The sequence below is a fragment of the Roseburia amylophila genome (assembly GCF_025567465.1).
In the GTDB taxonomy this organism is placed as follows: Bacteria; Bacillota; Clostridia; order Lachnospirales; family Lachnospiraceae; genus Roseburia_C; species Roseburia_C amylophila.
On the sequence record NZ_JAOQKI010000006.1, the window covers coordinates 14,506 to 34,200 of the forward strand.

The following is a 19,695-nucleotide window of genomic DNA, read 5'->3' on the forward strand; positions in this document are numbered from 1 at the left end:
TCTATCAGCGAATACCTTCTACCTTTTTAGCTTCTCATGTTTCCAGTTTCTCTCCATTTTTTCAAAAAAATTCCCCTTAAGTAGACTAAGAACATTTACCTTATCTACCAAAGGGGAATTTTATCAAAATTAGATTCCTTTTATTTTTACAATTTATTCAATTAACCAGATTTTACTTCTCTTTTCCACCACGGAAAGCCAGCACAAGCAACACCACTATCAGCACGCTCTCCACCACGGTGCATATGACGCTTCCCGTCATGGATGCATCCATGAAATGAAACAGCTTTGTCTCGCTTCGAAGTACCGATACCAGATTCGTTACCATATGGGCTGCCATGGCTGCGCCAAGCCCTTCCTGTTCCATGATGACTGCCAGCAAGAGTCCTACCGCTGTGGCATAAAGGAACTGCACCAGATTAAAATGCATGGCTCCAAATATTACTGCCGATAATACAATTGCTGTCTTCACTCCCAAAAACGCTTTCAAACGCTGGTAAACGATGCCACGGTAAAGAAGTTCCTCTAAGAACGGAATTATGATACAGGTTCCAAGGATTTCTAATGCCAGAGTACTTCCGTAAAAAGCAGCACTTACATCCTGATAGCTCTGCGATGTTTCTTTTAAGCCGGTATATTCGATAAGATTATTTAACACTACGCCAAATAAGCCTGCGGCTGCTGCAAATAAAATGGTTCGTGGCAGATTTGCCATTTTCCCGCCATCTTCTTTCCGATAGAAAGCATAGATAAAGGGAAATGCTATCACCGTTGCAATAATCTGATAAATCATATAATTTTCATTGGTCATTGTATGCATGAGATTTAACACAAACATCACAACATTTGTTACTACAAAATAAATACCGATGGGATAAATCACTTCCCAGATGCGAAGTAGCTTATAATCTTTCAATATATTCTGCCGCCTCCTCAATACTGTCACAGATTGCTTTTGCACCAGCCTCCTGCAACTCTTCTTTCGTTCCGAATCCATAAGTGATACCGATGCAGTCCATATGTGCTTCTTTGGCTCCTGACACATCAAATCTGGTATCTCCAATCAATACTGCCTCGGTAGTATCATAAATATGCATCCGCTTTATCGTTTCCTGCAACACCTCATATTTGCTGTCTATTCTGCCATCCATTGTGGCTCCCACCACTTCATCAAAATAGGACAGGATATGGAAATGCTCCAAAATACGCCGGCAGGATTCTTCCGGCTTACTGGATGCCAGTCCGATACGATAGCCTTTTCGCTTGAGAGATTTCAAAGCATCCTCAACGCCATCAAAAAGGCTGCATTCAAAGATACCGGTTGGATGATAGCGTTCCCGGTACTTGGCTACTGCCGCTACTGCGGTCTCTTCATCCATGCCATAATGTTCCATAAAAGTATTTTTAAGTGGCGGTCCGATAAAGAATTCAAGCTTATCTGCATCCGGTTCGTCAATACCATATGCCTTTAGGGCATACTGGGCACACTTTGTTATTCCTTCCTTGGAATTGGTAATGGTTCCATCCAAATCAAATAAAACAATGTCTTTTCTGCCCTTCAGTTCCTGTTTCATCTGAAGCACCGTCTTTTTTAACACCGGATGCCAGAGATATGGTGCGATTTCACACAGCGGTTCTAACACAAACAGGCGGTTTGCCATATCAATATGCGGAATCGTAAGTTCCGGGGTAGATATCACTTCATCATCATAAAATAAAATATCAAGGTCTATCGTTCTTGAGCCCCAGCGCATCTTACGCTCCCGGTTGCCATGAGCTTCTATGGCATGAAGCTTCTCCAATAATTCTTCCGGTGTATACAGGGTATGAAGTTCCAGACATCCATTGAAAAATGCGCCTTCTGCCACGCCGCCATAAGGTTCTGTCTCGAGGATATCAGATACCTTTCCTACCTTGCAGTCTTCTAAGTTCCGCAGTTCTTCAACGGCATCTTCAATATATTTTCTCCGGTCGCCCATATTAGAACCAAAGGCAAGATATACCTTATGCCAGCCCCGTTCTATTTCCACTGCCACATCTGATAAAGGCAGTCCCACCGGTGCCCATGGTTTATGTATGGAAAATTTTAATTTCTGAATCAACGGAAAATGCAATAACACTGCCCGTGCTGTCTGCTCTGCTGCAGCTTCAATCAGCTTATAGGTATGTGTCGTCAGAAATTCTGTTACAAAATGGCTGACTTCTCCATAATTTACCGATTCTGTCAAATCATCCGAATATCCTGCTTTTCTGGTTGGTAAATAAAGTTCCATATTGATTAGAAACTTCTGTCCAAGCTTTGTCTCCTCCGGAAACACTCCATGATTTGCAAATAGCTCAAGATTTTCTATAATAATCTTATCCATGTAATCCTCCATCCCTGATTGCTTCTGCCATCTTAATTGCCTCTGCATTGGCACGCACATTGTGTACGCGGACAAATCCGCAATGTGCCCATACGGCATAAGCACTGGTTACTGCTGTAGCTGTATCACGTTCCTTTGCCGGAACATCCAGTGTCAGACCGATTACCGACTTCCGGGATGTGCCAAGCAGCACCGGATAGCCCAGTTCATTCAGTTCTCCCACGCATCGGATAGCTTCTAAATTATTCTCATAAGTCTTGCCAAATCCTACACCCGGGTCTGTCATAATACCATCTTCACGAATCCCCGCTTCCTTTGCAAGACGTAATGTTTCCCGTAAATCATTTTTCATATCTTCCATAAAGTTCTTATAATCTGCTTCGTTGCGGTTGTGCATCAGACAGCATGCGGCATCATATTTTGCAATCACGCCAGCCATTTTATCATCTGCTTTCAGTCCCCAGATGTCATTTAAAAGATGTGCTCCTGCCGCAAGGTTAGCCTCTGCCACCTTACTTTTATAGGTATCTACTGAAACCGGCACATCAAAACGGCTTACAATTGCTTCTACCACCGGAACAGTACGCTCAATTTCTTCTTCATCAGAAATCTTTGTATAACCCGGTCTTGTGGATTCTCCACCCACATCGATGATATCTGCCCCCTGTGCCATCATTTCTTCTACATGCTTTAATGCAAGGTCTAACTGGTTATAACTTCCCCCATCCGAAAAAGAATCCGGTGTTACATTTAAGATTCCCATTACATAAGTATGATTTGCTGTGTCAAATGTCCGATTGCCTATTCTCATTTTTCTTCTCCTTTTATGCTGTCTGTAGAACCTGCTACCAACAGCTTCTTACGGATTCCTGACAGCTTAAAACCAGGTCTCCGGTTTATTTTTCTCTTCTTCACTCCACTTGCAGCTGTCTGCTGCTTCACAGGCAAAGCACATACGGGATGCCTTATCCGCCCATTTCATAAGCTGTGTAAATGCTGTCTGCCATAATTTCTCCCCATGCAGCTCACTGCAGGTCTCTCTGCGGTGAGCCAGAATTGCCTGGCAGATGATATCTCCTTTTTCCTTCGGATAGCCTATAGTTGCAAAAATCTCTCCTGCAAATTCGGCAGATGCCGCTGCATGAGAGATTCCCTGTTCATATTCTTTCATACGACCAATATCATGAAGCAGGGCATAAAGATATATCATCTCTTCATCCAAACCAAGCTGCTCCTTTAAATTGCGAATCTGTGCCAGACGTGCCACATCCATAAAGTGTTCCATATTATGTCTGCAATAGATTCTGTCCGCTTCCAGACGGGCAATTTTCTTTACGGTTTTCCGGTATTGCTCCTGATGCAAAAGTCTCGCTACATATTCCATTTCATCACCATATCTAACGCACCATCTGAAAAAATTTATTTACCAGACGCTCATCCTCATTAAAGATACCACGGGTCACATAAGTAACCGTCCTGCTGCCCGGCTTCTTAATACCACGCATCGTCATACACATATGCTCTGCTTCCATCATGACCATGACACCCTTCGGCTTTAACTGCTCCATCAGTGCATCTGCCACCTGTGCCGTAAGCTGCTCCTGAATCTGAAGCCGTCTTGCATAGATTTCCACGGTTCTTGCCAGCTTGCTGATGCCGACTACTTCTCCATTTGGAATATAAGCAACGTGGGCTTTTCCATAAAATGGAAGCATATGATGCTCACAGGTAGAATAAAAAGTAATATCCTTTTCTACTACCATCTCATTATTGCTGGCATGAAATCTTTTCTTTAAAGGCTCTGCGGCATCCATGTCCATTCCGCCAAAGATTTCTTCATACATCCGTGCAATACGATCCGGAGTCTCAAGTAAACCCTCCCGGTTCACATCTTCGCCAATGCCTTCTAATATCAGCCGTACACCTGCTTCCACTTTCTCTTTATCTATCATTCTTCTGTCCTTCCCGATACTGTATGACAGCCTGCTTTGCCTCTGCAAGATATGACAGGGAGCCAAATATCAGCACCACATCTTCTCTCGAGCTCTCAGCAATTGCATGTCTTACCGCATCTTCAATCAAAGGTTCTGTTATTACTGTTTGATAGCCTGCTGCCTTCGCTTCCTCCGACAGCTTCTCTGCCGGAAGTGCCCTGCCATTATGCGGCGTTACCGCATATACAGTTTCCGAATAAGGACGCATTATCTTTAAAATCTTCTCATGTGCCTTATCAGCAAGCACCCCTATTATATAGGTTATCTTACGATTTGTAAAACAGTTTTCCAGCGTTTTTGCAAGTTGCAGTGCTGCGCCCTCATTATGGGCACCATCCAGAATGCATAATGGTTCCTCTAAAACACGTTCAAAACGCCCATTCCAGCAGACTTTCTGGAAGCCATTTTGTATCACCGATAAGGTAAGCTGCGGAAATGTTTTCTCTTTCAATACTTCTATTACTTTAAGCGCACAGGCTGCATTGGCTGCCTGATAGGCACCGGTCAACGGGAATCTTATCTTCCACTGTGAATTATCTTCTCTTACATAATCAAACTGCATTCCATTCATATCATACAAAAGATTTCTTATGGCATCCTTCTTCGGCTGGTACAGCTGTGCTTTAAGCCGCTCTGCCTCCTTGACAAGAACCTCTTTCACAGCATCTTCCTGCCAGGCAGATACCACCGGGCAGTTCTCTTTTATGATTCCAGCCTTTGCAAATGCAATCTCTGATAACGTATTTCCCAGGAACTGCATATGATCCATGCTGATAGAAGTAATGACACTGCAAATGGGATGGGTAATCAGATTGGTTGCATCCTCTCTTCCCCCCATGCCGGTTTCCAATAACACCACATCACAGGCTTCTTCTTTAAAATATAAAAACGCTGCGGCAGTCTCTACCTCAAAGGAGGTCGGATGCGGAAGTCCTTTTTCTGTCAGTGTAAGACAGGCTGTCTTTACTTTTTCCATCAAGGCAGCGTATGCTTCTTCGGAAACTGCTTTTCCGTTTATCTGCCAGATTTCCCGATAAGAAAAGACTGCCGGGGAACTATATCTGCCTACCTTTAAGCCGGCTTCTTCCAATACTGCCTGAAGCATTGCTCCAACGGAACCTTTTCCGTTAGTTCCTGCAATGTGAATGGTAGATAAGTCTTCCTGCACATCGCCCAATTCTTTCATCAGTGCCCGAATACTGTCCAGTCCTAATATACTGCCATATTTTTTTGTTTCTTCTACAAATGCAAGTGCCTGCTGATATGTCAATTTATTTCTTTACTCCTTTGGTTGCACGGTTTCCAATATGAAGCCGGTTCAATGCAATTTCTTTATCTTTTACCATGACCACTGGCGGTTCTTCCTCACCCAGTGCATAGATGTTGGTCAGTTCATCCCCTGCTGCAAGCTTCATTCCGCAGACTCCGATCGCCCCCTTCTTCTTCTCCGGAATCGTATCTGCTGCGATTCTAAGGAACATGTCCTTTGCCGACTGCATAACAATAGTCATATTTTCTTCTACCGGTGCTACGAATATAACTGCATCATCATCTGCAAGCTTCGTGGCAGCTGTGGTACGTTTTGCTACGTCAAATTCTTTTCCATCCACCTGTTTTAACATGGCTGTCTTAGTTCCAAATAAAAGCTTCTGCGTACACAGTGCTGCCAGATCCGTGATATAAATCAACTGCTCTTTAGAGCTGTCATAATTACTTACATTATCAATCGGCTGTCCCTTGTCACGGAATTTTCCAAACGGCAAATCGACTACCTTCAGCAGATGCATCTGTCCGGTATTGGTAAAGATGCAGATTTTTCCAGTATTCATACAATGAAGTACATAACGGTTCTCACTGTCTGCTGCTTCTTTGTTACGCTCATAAGCCGCCACATCAATGGTTTTCGCATAGCCAAAACGATCCATCAAGAAGACCACTTCCATCTCTTCCATCTTCTTTTCTTCATAAACAGCAGCTTCCACATTGTCGATACGGGTACGGCGTTCTCTGGAATAGTTTTTCTTAAGACCATCCAATTCCTTCATAATTACCTTCGCCATTGTACTGCGGTTGGTAAGAATATCTTCGTATTCTGCGATATTCTTTAATGTGGTATTATGCTCATCCATCAATGCTTCCACTTCCAGACCAATCAGCTTATAGAGGCGCATCTCTAAAATTGCTGTTGCCTGACGTTCTGTAAAGTTTAACTTTGAAGCTTTCTTTTCGGATTCTTTTGTCTTGAATTTAATATTTTCTGTTACACCGTTCATCAGGCAGTTTTTCGCATCCTTGATATTACGGCTTCCTCTTAAGATTTCAATAATTAAATCAATGACATCGCAGGCACGGATTAAACCTTCCTGAATCTCTTTCTTATCCAGTTCCTTTGCCAGTAAAGTCTTATATTTTCTGGTAGCAAGTTCATACTGGAACTTTACATGGTGACGGATAATCGGAACCAGTCCCAGAGTCTCCGGTCTTCCGTCTGCTACAGCCAGCATATTGACACCAAAAGTATCTTCTAATTTTGTCTTCTTATAAAGAAGATTGCAAAGGTTCTGTGCATCTGCTCCCTTTCGAAGCTCAATGACAATACGGATTCCCTCTTTGGATGACTGGTTGGAAATATCCACAATATCATTTGTCTTCTTAGTCTCCACCAGACTGTAGACATCATTTAAGAATTTTCCAATATTGGCTCCAATCATGGTGTATGGAATTTCCGTAATAATCAGGCGCTCTTTTCCGCCTTTTACTGCTTCAATCTCTACTTTTCCCCGAACCTTAATCTTACCAATTCCAGTCTCATAAATGGAAAGCAGTTCATCCTGGTTGGTCACAATTCCACCGGTCGGGAAATCCGGTCCCTTGATATATTTCATTATTTCTTCCGTTGTAATATCCGGATTCTTCATATATGCTTTGACACCATCAATGACTTCGCCAAAATTATGTGGTGGAATGCTGGTTGCCATACCAACGGCAATACCCTCTGCTCCGTTTACCAAAAGGTTCGGCACCTTTACCGGAAGTACTTCCGGCTCTTTTTCTGTTTCGTCAAAGTTTGGCACAAAATCTACTACATCTTTATCCAGATCCGCAAGGTATGCTTCCTGGGTAATCTTCTGCAGGCGAGCCTCGGTATATCGCATCGCCGCCGCTCCATCTCCCTCGATGGAACCAAAGTTACCATGGCCATCTACCAGTGGCAGGCCTTTCTTAAATTCCTGAGCCATTACCACCAGTGCATCATAAATGGAGCTGTCACCGTGCGGATGATATTTACCCATGGTATCTCCCACGATACGGGCACATTTACGGTAAGGTTTATCATAACGGATGCCAAGTTCGTGCATATCATAAAGTGTTCTTCGCTGTACCGGCTTCAGACCATCTCTGACATCCGGCAATGCTCTTGCGATAATAACGCTCATGGCATAATCGATATAAGATTTCTGCATTACTTCCGAATACTCGGTGCGGATAATCTGTTCTTTCGTTTCCATAATCTATCCAATTCCTTCCTGATTTTCTGTTTCTATCATTTCCCATACATCCATAAAAATATGCCGTCAGCAATTCCTTACGGATTCATAGAAATTTATATGTCAAGTTCTGCATCCTTTGCATTATCATAGATGAATTTACGACGCGGCGGTACATCCGTTCCCATCAGCATCTCTGTTACATCCGATGCCATTCTGGCATCTTCGATTTCTACCTGTTTTAACATTCTTGTTTCCGGATTTAAGGTTGTCTCCCAAAGCTGCTGTGCGTCCATCTCTCCAAGACCTTTGTAACGCTGCAGTGTAAAGGAGCCTTTGTGTGTCTTACGGTAGCGGGCAAGGGCGGCATCATCATAAAGATATTCCTCTTCTCCCTTAGTTGGCATCGCCTTATACAAAGGCGGCATCGCAATATAGACATGTCCTTCGTAAATCAGTTCCGGCATAAACCGGTAAAACAAAGTCAGAAGCAGCGTTGAAATATGTGCTCCATCCACATCCGCATCTGCCATGATAATTATCTTATCATAACGAAGCTTGCTGATATCGAAGTCATTTCCATATCCTTCGGAAAATCCGCAGCCAAATGCATAAATCATGGTTTTTATCTCTGCATTAGCCAATACTTTATCAATACTTGCTTTCTCTACATTTAATATCTTTCCACGAATCGGAAGAATTGCCTGGAACATCCGGTTTCTTGCAGTCTTAGCAGAACCACCCGCAGAATCTCCCTCAACGATAAAGATTTCACATTTGGAGGCATCACGGCTTTCGCAGTTGGCCAGTTTTCCATTGGAATCAAAGGAGAATTTCTGCTTGGTTAAAAGATTGGTTTTCGCTTTCTCTTCTGTCTTACGGATTTTTGCTGCTTTTTCTGCACATCCGATAATTGCCTTTAAAGTATCCAGGTTACGGTCAAAGTACATCTGAATTTCATCATTGGTTACTTTTCCGGTGGCTCTTGCCGCATCCTGGTTATCAAGCTTGGTTTTCGTCTGCCCCTCAAATCTTGGGTCCGGATGTTTCACAGAAATAACGGCAGTCATTCCATTTCTTACATCTGTTCCGGTAAAGTTTGCATCCTTTTCCTTTAAAATGCCAAGCTCTCTTGCATAGGAATTAATCACCTGGGTAAAGGTTGTCTTAAAACCGGTCAGATGTGTTCCGCCCTCTGCATTATAAATATTATTACAGAAGCCCAGCACATTCTCATGAAATTCTGTTGTATACTGGAATGCCACTTCAACAGAAATGCCCTCAGATTCTCCTTTATAATAAATGACATCATGGAGACATTCATTATTCTGATTCATCTCTTTTACAAATCCAATGATTCCATCCGGCTCATGATATTCAATATGTTCTACTTCTTCCCCACGCCTATCTTCATAAATAATAGTTAAAGCAGGATTTAAATATGCAGTCTCATGGAGACGGCTCTTTACTTCATCCTCTTTAAATCTTGTCTTTTCAAAGATTTCCGGGTCCGGCAGGAAATTAATCTTTGTTCCGGTCTTTTTCGTCTTTCCAATTGTCGGCAGCAGTCCGTTTACCAGCTCTACCGTTGGCACGCCACGCTCATAGCGGTCATGATGCACATAACCATCTCTGCTTATTTCTACATCCATATAAGTAGAAAGTGCATTTACAACGGAAGAACCTACTCCATGAAGACCACCGCTGGTCTTATATGCTGCATTATCAAACTTTCCGCCGGCATGCAGAGTAGAAAATACCACACGGGCTGCCGATACGCCCTTCTTATGCATTCCCACCGGAATTCCCCGTCCGTTATCTTCTACGGTACAGGAGCCATCTGCCTCTAATGTAACACGGATGGTATCACATACACCAGCAAGATGCTCATCTACCGAGTTATCCACGATTTCATATATTAAATGGTTCAATCCTTTTCTTGAGACGCTTCCAATATACATTCCCGGTCTCTTCCGGACAGCTTCCAGTCCTTCCAGTACGGAAATACTGCTTGCATCATATGTTTCCTGTTTCGCCATTGTTCCATTCCTTTCTTTCTAAAAACTGCTTCAAAAGAAGCCCTGCGGCTAGTATAACACATGGAGATTTTTTTGGCAAACATGTGTTTTCTTATTTCTATCTGCGGAGCGTTTTTTACTTTACAGGAAAACAATTTCCTGCAAAGCAAAAAACAACTACCAAGAATATCTCAGTAGTTGTTTTGAACTGCCAATAACAGATTCCGTCTTAACTAAACAGATTCTTAAAGAAATCTGCAATAGATGAAAACAGATTTGAGAAGAAGCTTCCAATCTTATCAAAGATTCCATCTGCACCAAGGTTTTCAATCTTATCATAAATGGATTTTGCCTGATTTACAAGACTGTCCACATCAAGGTCCAGATCACCGATTTTCTTCAAAAGCTCTAATAACTGTGCTTTCTGGTCTTCGGTCAGTGTCACATCAAATTTATCTGCAGCTTCATCAATGGCTTTGCGAATGCTGTCATCATCGGTGAGGCCATTCTCTGCAATCTGCTGTTTTAAGTATGCTACCAGACCTTCTACCGACTCAGCATCTGCTCCGGTGCTGCTTTCAAGCTGTCCGGTTAATACCAGCTCATTTAATGCGGTATCCACATTTTCCTGTGGAAGCTCTTTACCAGTCATTTCCTGATATGCTTTAAATACGCCAACCAACGCAGCAGTTCCGGAAATATTTTTCGGTCCTGCTACAATGATATCTGCATCTTCAATCCCTGCTGTTACCAGTGCATTTTTATACATACCAACGGTACAATAAGAAATATTCTTTGTGGAAATGTTGATTCCATTTCCTTTCTCCTTCTTTACAATCACAACGGAGGACCAGGACTTGCTTCCAATCTGGGAAGATGGAATATAAGCGTCCAGATACTGATGCTCCTCAGAGTTGCTTACTGTTACTACGTCATAGTTACCAAGCTGTGCCGGGTCAATTCCCATCAGGCTTAAAACAGTGTTCTTCTGGTCTTCGGATAAGTCTGCGCCCAATGCCAGATATGGTTTGTCGCTTTCCTTGATTACAACATTGTCATCTGCTTTGTCATTGGCTGCTGCCGGGTTATCTGCAGCTGCTCCGGCATCCGGCGTGCTGCTGTCTGCTCCACTGTCCGGATTTGCTGCTGCATCGGAACTGTTATCCGCTCCGTCTGCCGCACCATCTTCCCCGGATGTCTCTGTCGATAAGGTACCGGTCACTTCTGCTGCGGATGCCTGAAATGGCACTCCAAGAAACAGCATACATGCCAATCCCATTCCCATTATTTTTTTGATATGTTTTTTCATTTTTTCCTCCTTTTTCAGGCAAGGTGAACATTCATCCATGCCCGAATATCATGATATACAACATCACGGTCTGTCTCATTTAAGATTTCGTGACGGTCGTTGTCATATAATTTCCAGGTAATATCCTCTTTGCCGGCTGCGTCAAATTTATTATATACCTTCTTTACGCCGCTGCCGCAGCCTCCCACCGGATCCATTGCTCCCGATACAAAGAATAACGGAAGACTCTTTGGAACTGCTTCAATATTTTCCTTCTGGTTGTCAAATAGAACTGCCTCAAACAGTCCCATATAAGCATTTACTGTAAATACAAACGTGCATTTCGGGTCTGCATAATAGGTTTTTACTATTTCTTCATCCTTGGTCAGCCAGCTATTGGAAGCATCTTTTCCTGTCAGGTCAAACTGATGATAGTATTTATCATAAGATAATTTCTGTAATAATTTACTTCTGTGATGCCAGCCGAAAAATGCTGCCTGCAGCTTTGCAATAAACATGGCAAGCTTTGTGGTATTGTCCGGAATACAGCCGGTTCCCATAATTATAGCACCGGTAAGCCCCTCTCCATGTATCGCCAGATATTTCCGAAGCATATAAGAACCCATGCTGTGTCCTAACATAAAATAAGGCACACCCGGATGCTCTTTCCGTGTTATCTCCCGGAGTGTATGCATATCGGCAACCACCGTATCGCTGGGATGCTCTGCAAAAAATCCCCATTCATCCTTAGATACAACGGATTCGCCGTGTCCGATATGATCATGACCTACCACCAGAAAACCATTGTCATTTAAAAATTCTGCAAAAGCCCGGTAGCGCTCAATATATTCCACCATACCATGTGTTATCTGTAAAACTGCACGATACTTTCCATCTTCCGGAGTCCATCGTACTGCATGAACTGTGGTTCGCCCATCTGCGGAAGGGAAAGAAAACACTTCCTCTTTCGTCATATAATATACCCCCTGTATGTTATAAATCCCTTATATTTTACAATGATTCTGCCCTTTTTACAACCGAAGCGTCCTGCAAAAACCATAATACTCTATTAAATTTTTCTTAAATTCCTAAAGTTTCACCTACAGAACCCGCCTCTGAAAGCTTCCTGTGTATGCCGGACTATCGAAAACGCCGTATTATTGCCTGTACACTTTCTCTTCCACTGTAAGTGTCCACTGCCGGCTCATAAACGGCTGCAAACTGTATGCTGTTTTCTTTTCCATGCATAGCTGCATCCACTTCTTCACTGCCAAACTTTTCACTGAGAAATGTAAGAAATTTTTCCACTTCTCCAAAATAAACTCCTGCCACCGGATTCCCCTTTGAATCCAACAAATGAAGCTTTAACACATTCCGGTTTACGCCCACTATACCGGCTCTCGTAATCTTAATATTACGGTCTGCAAATACCGGTTTGGTATTGGACTTTCCGCAAGGCTCCAGCACACTTAACTGCCGGATGGTATCTACCGTAAAATAGGACATCGGAAGCACCGCATCCAGCCTTACCACCTCTGCCATATCTTCTTCAGAAAGTTCTGCCTTCTGATTAATCTGTTCCCGCAATTTATCAATATCTTCTTCCCGCATGGAAAGTCCTGCTGCCATAGGATGTCCGCCGTATTTTGTAAACAGCTCCGCCACTTCTGTCATTTTATCAAACATGGAATAGGCTTCGATGGAACGACCGGAGCCTTTGACTCCTTCTTCTCCTCTGGTCAGTACAAATACCGGTCTCTGATAGGCTTCCCGGATTCTTCCGGCAATGATTCCCGCAAGACTCTCATGGCATTCCGGCAGGTAAACCACTAATACTTTATCTTTTTCCCGGCCTTCCTTTTCAATCTGTTCCAATGCCTTCTGTGTCTCCTGCTGTGTCATATATTTCCGGCTTTCGTTAAGCTCCACTAATTCGCCTGCCAGTGCAGAAGCCTTTACTTCATCCCGCTCAAGCAGCAGCTCCAGGGAACGTTTTGCCGTATCCAGTCTGCCGCTGGCATTGATACATGGTCCCAATACAAAGCCGATATGATATGCACTCAACGGCTTGTCAGAAAGCTTGTTTTTTGCAATCAACGCTTTCATTCCGGGATTCTTCGTATGCTCTAACGCTTTTAACCCAAGCTTTACCAAAATACGGTTCTCTCCGGTTAAGTCCATGACATCCCCCACCGTTGCAAAGCCTGCATTTTCAATAAAAATATCTGCTTCTTCCACCGGAATATCCATTCTCTCATAAAGCACCTGCACCAGCTTCCACGCCACTACTGCTCCGCAGATTCCTTTGCAGGGATACGGACAATCCGCCTGCTTGGGATTTACAATGGCATCCGCATTGCTCCGTAGAAATTCCTTTCCCTGTTCTGTATTACGATAAGGAATCTCATGGTGGTCTGTTACCACAACGGTCATTCCTTTTTCCTTTGCAAAATTAATCTCGTTGATTGCAGCAATTCCATTGTCACAGGTAATCAAAAGTTCTTTTCCATCGGACAATGCCTGCTCGATTAAATGCTCATTGATTCCATAACCATCTTTCATCCGGTCCGGGATTGCAGCATCCACATTGCCGCCGCACCGGCGGATTCCATCTAATAAAATATAGGTTGCATTGACACCATCAATATCATAATCACCAATGATACGCATGGTCTTTTTCTCTGCAATGCCCTCTGCAATAATTTCTGCAGCTTTATCCACATCCTTTAATAAATGAGGATTATGTAATGTCTCTTTTCCACCATACAAATATTCTGTAATTTCTTTTTCATCTATTATATCCCGGTTTCTTATAATCCGGGCAATCAGTGGGTCAATTCCATATTTCTTTGCCATTTCCATGAAATTGCCGCCTTTTCTGATTTCAATCCATTTCTCCATGAAGCTTTCTCTGCCTTATCTATTCATATTCCACATTTATGAGCACCAGTCCCTTTGCTGCTGCCATTGGTCCTGCCAGACTGCGGTTTCTGCCCTCTAATATTTCTTTCATCTCACGAACTTCCCGCTTTCCCGTTCCAACTTCTAACAGTGTTCCGGTAAGGATTCGCACCATGTTCTGTAAAAATCCATTTCCGGTAAAAGAAATGTCAAGTTCATCCTTTTTCTCTTCTATCCGAATCTCATAAATCGTCCGTACTGCCGATTTTTTGAAATGACGGTTGCCGCAAAAAGAAGTAAAATCGTGGGTTCCAAGCAGCACTTCCGCCGCTGCCTTCATTTTGTTAATATTCAGGTTTTCTGCCACCGGTGTTACATATTTTCTCCGGAATACATCCGGCTTCTCCCCTAAGAAAATGCGGTAGCAATAAGTCTTTTTTACTGCGTTTAATCTGCTGTGAAACCGAAGCGGTACTTCGGATACCTCTAATACCACAATATCCTCCGGCAGATACTGGTTACAGTACCGCTTTATCTCTTCCGGTTCATATGCGCTCTGAAGTTTAAAATTTGCCACCTGTCCCATGGCATGCACGCCCGCATCCGTTCTTCCGGAGCCATGTATCTCTATTTCTTCTCCTGTCATTTTCTCCAATACCGACTGCAGCTTTCCCTGAATGGTCTGCTCTGTATTTCCCTGAACCTGCCATCCGCTGTATCTGCTGCCATCGTATTGCAATATCATTTTATAATTTATCATGTTTTCTCTCCATTCATTCTGCAACAGTATAACACGTTTTCCCGCTTTCCGGCATATACTTTATGGAATAAATATCATGAGGTTTCCATATGTCAAACCTTTCTTATATGCAAAAAGCCACAGACAGAGGACAACTGAAGATTCATGTCACCACAGAGCGTGGCTTTTTCCCCATTAAAGATGCCTCCATCCGTCTCTCCTATACGGGAAATCCTACTGAAATTATTGAAGAACTATCAACTGACATTTCCGGTCAGACTGCAGCAGTTGAACTGCCGGCTCCCCCCTTAGAATATAGTATGGAGCCTTCTGAATTCCAGCCTTACTCGGAATATACCATTCAGGTAAATGCGTCCGGCTACCGTCCCATCAATATTTCCGGTATCTCCGTTCTGCCGGATAAAACTTCCATCCAAAATGTCCGGATGGAAACTGCCACCATAGAAAATCCACTGGAACGAAATATTGTTATAACAGCCAACACTCTCTATGGGAATTTTCCGCCGAAAATCCCAGAGGATGAAATCAAGCCGATGACTGAAAGCGGCGAGATTGTCTTAAGCCGTGTTGTCATCCCGGAATATGTCATTGTCCATGACGGCCCGCCAAGTGATTCTTCCGCCAACGACTACTATGTCCGTTACCGGGATTACATCAAAAATGTTGCCTCCAGCGAAATCTATGCTACCTGGCCGGATGCTGCTCTCCGTGCAAATATTTTAGCGATTATGTCCTTTACCCTGAACCGGGTGTATACGGAGTGGTACCGGAACAAAGGCTATGATTTTACCATTACTTCTTCTACCGCCTTTGACCACAAATTTGTCTACGGCAGAAACATTTTTTCCAACATTTCCAATATCGTTGATGAGATGTTTAATAGCTACCTTTCCCGCCCGAACGTCCGCCAGCCGATTCTGACCCAGTACTGTGACGGGCAGCGGGTAAGCTGCCCGAACTGGATGCCCTTTTTGGTTTTGCGTATGGGGGAAATTCTTATAAAAATAATCACAATCACTCATTTAATTAGTGATTGTGATTATTTTTATTTTCTTTCACTTTTATTTTCTGACTTATATTGTCCAATTCAAGATTAATTCTATTATACTTATCCATTCTTATTTTTATGCAATTTCAGTATTTTTCATTCATTTTCCAAACTTCTCATTTTTCCTTGTAGAAAAGCAAAAAAAATTAAGGTGATTCGTACATATTGTATGTGCAATTCTTATTTACCAAAGCCAATAACACATAATTTTTCAATTACCAAAAGAGGAGGATTTAATATGAAAAAAGATACTATTTTAGCAATTTCCATTTACGCAATCCTAGAATTCCTTAATTATTATTATGACACATTTCCTACATATGTGCTCTGCGAGGTCTTCAAAGCCTCCTATCCTAGGATAACACGTTTTCTTCTCGAACAGACTGTAGAAAAAAATTTTTTCTTTTTATGTCCATTGCACAACTCCAATATTCTATAAGAGTTTGTAGAATTCCTCAGAGGGGGGTGTGGGTATACATATCCCCCTCTGTTTCAATTCTATTTAAATAGATCGGCAACAATTCCACCTTTCTTAATACTATTCAGCTAATTTCTATATCTTGCACTTTCCTATTGACCATCATCCAAAAGAAAAGTAATATCTATATATAGCATTTCTAATTGCTCAAAAATCATCTGATTATAATAAAAAATATAATTTCTAGATTCAAATTTAACACCAAAACACAGGGAGGAACACGAGCTATGTATAACAACAACTCAACAACTACATTTCATCATAAAACAAATTCCATAAGCTATCCTTTTGAGGCAGATCCTTATCTATCTGCTGCCGGTCAGATATTAATTGAACACGGTCGCGGTTCAATTGGTACTATACAACGTTATTTAAAAATTGGCTTTAACCGCGCTGCCAGAATCATGGACCAATTAGAAGAAATAGGTGTAGTAGGACCCGATTGTGAGACAAAACCTCGTAAGATTCTTATGAATATAGAGGAGTTTAACGATTACATAAAAAACTTTGACTATCGGGAAAATACCACTACTTCTGATTGCTATCCTGCTACACCACCAATAGCTAATGAATCTGCAAATAATATTCCTTTGGAAGAATCTATTCTTCAACAACAATTTAATATTTCTGCAGATTTTACATCTGATGGTGCGTTACTAAATAATATGCAAAATTCGTTCATCTACAATTGTAGCGAAAAAGTGCAGCACGAAATGATAGATTGTCTGATTTCATCAAATTCATCTAATACTATGCGCTTAATTATTTTTGATAAAAATAACTTATCTTATTTCAGCTATGAGGATTTACCACAACTTTTTATTCCTGTCGTTTCCGATGACGTCAAATTATCTACCGTTTTCGATTGGTTAATGAAAGAAATGTCAGAACGGTTACATACATTTGCCGCCCATAAATTAAAAAACTACAATGATTTTAATAAAAACGGTTTTGAACATTTTCCGGCAATAGTTTTTATTGTTTCAGAATTTCATTTAGTAGAAAACTATTTTTCAAATAACAACACGATTCTTCAACTTTTAATGCGCGGAAATAATGCAGGCATTTACTTCCTGTTCTTTTCCCAATTTGAAACCAAACATTTATCCATCGATTTATTGGAAGACTTAGTCCATACCTATACACCATCCCAGGCTAAGCAGATTCTATTAAATTCGGGTGAAAATTCTTCTAATAATTTATTAGATTTGAATTCCATTGATGATATGGATGGAAAACAATTTGAAAACTATTGTATCTCTCTCTTACAACAAAATGGGTTTTCTAAAATAGAAACTACACAAGCCTATGGCAATCACGGAATAGATATTTTAGCCGAAAAGGATGATATCACCTATGCCATTCTATGTAAATGTTCCTCTGTTAATATTGGAAATTCCATTATTCAACAGGTTTATACCGGAAAAAGTATTTATCACAAAGATATTGCTGTCGTTATTACCAATCAATTTTTCACCCAACAGGCAATAGATGACTCCACCATACTTGGTGTTAAATTATGGGATAGAAATAAATTAGAGACAATGAGAAGTCTTATATCTTAGATTCCTTTTAGTTCTTGGTAAAGAAAATAGCCGTCCTGCTCTCGGAAAAGTTTAGGAACGGCTATCTCTTGATAAAAATAGTAAATTTATTACCGGCAACTAGGCTTCATCTAGCTCTCGGTTCTCTTGTCAAATATATTATATGTGATTTTAGTATTTTTGCAATACACTTTTTTATAATCATAAAATTATCTGGAAATTTTTAACTTTATTCCAAATAGAACAAGCACCTTCAGAAAGATATTTCTTTCTATCGATGCTTTTTTCTTAGCGAATTCCAGCATAATGCGCCCACATTCTGATTATTTTTACCGTTCCCTCATATGCAATTCCATCTACTTGGACAGGTTCAGTGTAAACCTGATAAACCAGCCTATGCTGTATATTGATTCTTCGTGAATAAACGCCTTCCAAATTTCCAACAAGTGCTTCATAAGGTGGTGGATTTTGAAAAGGATTTTTCTTTACAACTTCAATCAATTTCTTCGCTTTTTGGTCGAGCCTGACACTCTTTAAATTTTTAATATCTTTCACAGCCTGCTTAGTATAGACAATTCTGTACATAAAATTACCAATCTACATCTTCTTCTGATACACAATCTTCTATCGGCGTTTCCATTCCTTTTTTTATAGATTCAACCATTCCAGGTATTGAATTAAGGTATACCGTTTCCTGAATTGCATTCCAATCATTTTCAGAAACAAGAACTGCATTCCCCTTCTTACTTACAATCAAAGTCGGTTCACTATAGAGATTGACTTCTTCTACCAGATTGTAGAGTTCCTTTCTTGCGTTTGTTATATTAATTGCTGACATAATAAATCTCCTTTTCTATTTCTGTATTTCCTTACACTAATTTTTCATCTAAAATTTTTTGTAAATTCCTTAGTAAAACTTCTCGAACATTCCTGTGTATCTATATCTGTATTTTGATTAGTACCGTATCCTAAATTTGTATCTTTTACACTGTAATATCATTTTCTTTATATTCTATATTATTATGAATGGACGAGATTTTTTATGTCATAATTATTATAGCGTACGTTTTTGCGTACGTCAAGTAAATATATTTACAATATTCACCAAATGCTATCTCAAGTGTCTTATATATAGAAGTCAGTTGTTTAAAATTAATTACCTATATAAAACCTATTTATCATCCATATCAAGTCTTCCATCTTCAAAAAATTTTTTCAACCTTTGAATTACTTTTTCATCATCCACCTGAATATATGTTCCATAATCAATATCATACACCAAGCAGAATGACCAATCTGACCATTTGCATTTGTATAAGTCTTCCGACGGGCCTATTTGTTTTCTGCCTATTTCAATTTCTTTACAACTTTCTAATTTTGTCAAAATATTTTGAAACAGAATTTCTTCCTCTATCCTATTAGAATTGGAGAAATATAAACGCTTAGGTTCACTGTCTATCTGAAATGTTCTCATCCTTTTTTCCTTTTCCTCATACATATATCAATACTGCATATAATATATACAGGAGGTATTCACATGATTGCTTGGTTTTGTTATTTATATCTAAACCTTAAGGGTTAGGCAAGCCGGAACTCTCTGGTTTACCTACTGGCATATTGCATTCTGTTTTTTCTAAATTGTATTGTATATTTTCATCACACCGTCTTTGGTACTAAAACAATTTTTTCTGCTGCCTGCCGATTTAATTTATCTCCGACGCATTTCTTTTCTTCCTCTGTTAATGCATCGACATTCCGATAATTCTCATTCTCACCAAACCGAATATAAACAGTTACCTTCATACTTTCA

The 19,695-nt window shown here is 40.9% G+C and carries 18 protein-coding genes; 2 read left to right on the forward strand and 16 right to left on the reverse strand.

Translation table 11 applies throughout. The features are described 5' to 3' along the window. Positions 1-172: 172 nt before the first annotated feature. The 12 genes from OCV43_RS04865 to truA form a co-directional block, all read right to left on the reverse strand. Positions 173-916 carry a CPBP family intramembrane glutamic endopeptidase gene (locus OCV43_RS04865; protein ID WP_022242498.1) on the reverse strand — a complete coding sequence of 248 codons (744 nt, stop codon included), beginning with the start codon at positions 914-916 and terminating at the stop codon, positions 173-175. Continuing rightward, positions 903-2,366 carry a 2-amino-4-hydroxy-6-hydroxymethyldihydropteridine diphosphokinase gene (folK, locus tag OCV43_RS13845; protein WP_022242497.1) on the reverse strand — a complete coding sequence of 488 codons (1,464 nt, stop codon included), beginning with the start codon at positions 2,364-2,366 and terminating at the stop codon, positions 903-905. Before folK ends, OCV43_RS04865 begins: the two co-directional genes overlap by 14 nt. Beyond that, positions 2,359-3,177: a dihydropteroate synthase gene (gene folP / locus OCV43_RS04880; protein ID WP_022242496.1), complete on the reverse strand. Its 819-nt coding sequence runs from the start codon at positions 3,175-3,177 to the stop codon at positions 2,359-2,361. Before folP ends, folK begins: the two co-directional genes overlap by 8 nt. Positions 3,178-3,243: 66 nt before the next feature. Continuing rightward, positions 3,244-3,750, reverse strand: a complete 507-nt coding sequence (locus OCV43_RS04885; protein ID WP_227701199.1) for an HD domain-containing protein — start codon at positions 3,748-3,750, stop codon at positions 3,244-3,246. A gap of 13 nt (positions 3,751-3,763) precedes the next feature. Continuing rightward, positions 3,764-4,318, reverse strand: coding sequence for a GTP cyclohydrolase I FolE (folE, locus tag OCV43_RS04890; RefSeq protein ID WP_022242494.1), 555 nt, complete (start codon positions 4,316-4,318; stop codon positions 3,764-3,766). Further along, entirely contained in the window at positions 4,308-5,630 is a 1,323-nt protein-coding gene (locus tag OCV43_RS04895) for a bifunctional folylpolyglutamate synthase/dihydrofolate synthase (protein ID WP_262623549.1), read from the reverse strand. Before OCV43_RS04895 ends, folE begins: the two co-directional genes overlap by 11 nt. A gap of 1 nt (position 5,631) precedes the next feature. Continuing rightward, on the reverse strand, positions 5,632-7,869 hold the full coding sequence (locus OCV43_RS04900) for a DNA gyrase/topoisomerase IV subunit A (protein ID WP_262623550.1): 2,238 nt from the start codon (positions 7,867-7,869) through the stop codon (positions 5,632-5,634). A gap of 95 nt (positions 7,870-7,964) precedes the next feature. After that, the gene (locus OCV43_RS04905) at positions 7,965-9,887 is read right to left on the reverse strand and encodes a DNA gyrase/topoisomerase IV subunit B (RefSeq protein ID WP_117840847.1); all 1,923 of its coding nucleotides are present in this window, start codon (positions 9,885-9,887) and stop codon (positions 7,965-7,967) included. Between the two features lie 208 nt (positions 9,888-10,095). Next, positions 10,096-11,175: a DUF1002 domain-containing protein gene (locus tag OCV43_RS04910; RefSeq protein WP_022242490.1), complete on the reverse strand. Its 1,080-nt coding sequence runs from the start codon at positions 11,173-11,175 to the stop codon at positions 10,096-10,098. A gap of 14 nt (positions 11,176-11,189) precedes the next feature. Then, positions 11,190-12,128, reverse strand: a complete 939-nt coding sequence (locus OCV43_RS04915) for a lysophospholipase (RefSeq protein WP_262623551.1) — start codon at positions 12,126-12,128, stop codon at positions 11,190-11,192. Positions 12,129-12,294: 166 nt separating this feature from the next. Continuing rightward, complete coding sequence (gene recJ, locus OCV43_RS04920; RefSeq protein WP_262623552.1) at positions 12,295-14,055, reverse strand: single-stranded-DNA-specific exonuclease RecJ; 1,761 nt, start codon at positions 14,053-14,055, stop codon at positions 12,295-12,297. Between the two features lie 19 nt (positions 14,056-14,074). Continuing rightward, positions 14,075-14,812 (reverse strand): tRNA pseudouridine(38-40) synthase TruA, encoded by a 738-nt coding sequence (truA, locus tag OCV43_RS04925; protein WP_227701208.1) that lies wholly within the window; start codon positions 14,810-14,812, stop codon positions 14,075-14,077. Between the two features lie 92 nt (positions 14,813-14,904). Here truA and OCV43_RS04930 point away from each other — a divergent pair, with 92 nt between their 5' ends. Beyond that, a complete protein-coding gene (locus OCV43_RS04930; protein ID WP_262623553.1) occupies positions 14,905-15,912 on the forward strand; it encodes a SpoIID/LytB domain-containing protein in 1,008 nt (335 codons plus the stop codon). A 656-nt stretch (positions 15,913-16,568) separates the two neighbouring features. Then, positions 16,569-17,906, forward strand: coding sequence for a DNA translocase FtsK (locus OCV43_RS14125; protein ID WP_317246656.1), 1,338 nt, complete (start codon positions 16,569-16,571; stop codon positions 17,904-17,906). Between the two features lie 267 nt (positions 17,907-18,173). Here OCV43_RS14125 and OCV43_RS04945 read toward each other — a convergent pair whose 3' ends face one another. The 4 genes from OCV43_RS04945 to OCV43_RS04960 all read right to left on the reverse strand — a co-directional run bounded on the left by OCV43_RS04945 (position 18,174) and on the right by OCV43_RS04960 (position 19,688). Beyond that, complete coding sequence (locus OCV43_RS04945) at positions 18,174-18,470, reverse strand: Txe/YoeB family addiction module toxin (protein ID WP_262623554.1); 297 nt, start codon at positions 18,468-18,470, stop codon at positions 18,174-18,176. Between the two features lie 4 nt (positions 18,471-18,474). Further along, complete coding sequence (locus OCV43_RS04950; RefSeq protein ID WP_262623555.1) at positions 18,475-18,723, reverse strand: type II toxin-antitoxin system Phd/YefM family antitoxin; 249 nt, start codon at positions 18,721-18,723, stop codon at positions 18,475-18,477. A gap of 333 nt (positions 18,724-19,056) precedes the next feature. After that, positions 19,057-19,359: a hypothetical protein gene (locus OCV43_RS04955; protein ID WP_262623556.1), complete on the reverse strand. Its 303-nt coding sequence runs from the start codon at positions 19,357-19,359 to the stop codon at positions 19,057-19,059. Between the two features lie 182 nt (positions 19,360-19,541). Further along, complete coding sequence (locus tag OCV43_RS04960) at positions 19,542-19,688, reverse strand: hypothetical protein (protein WP_262623557.1); 147 nt, start codon at positions 19,686-19,688, stop codon at positions 19,542-19,544. Positions 19,689-19,695: the final 7 nt, after the last annotated feature.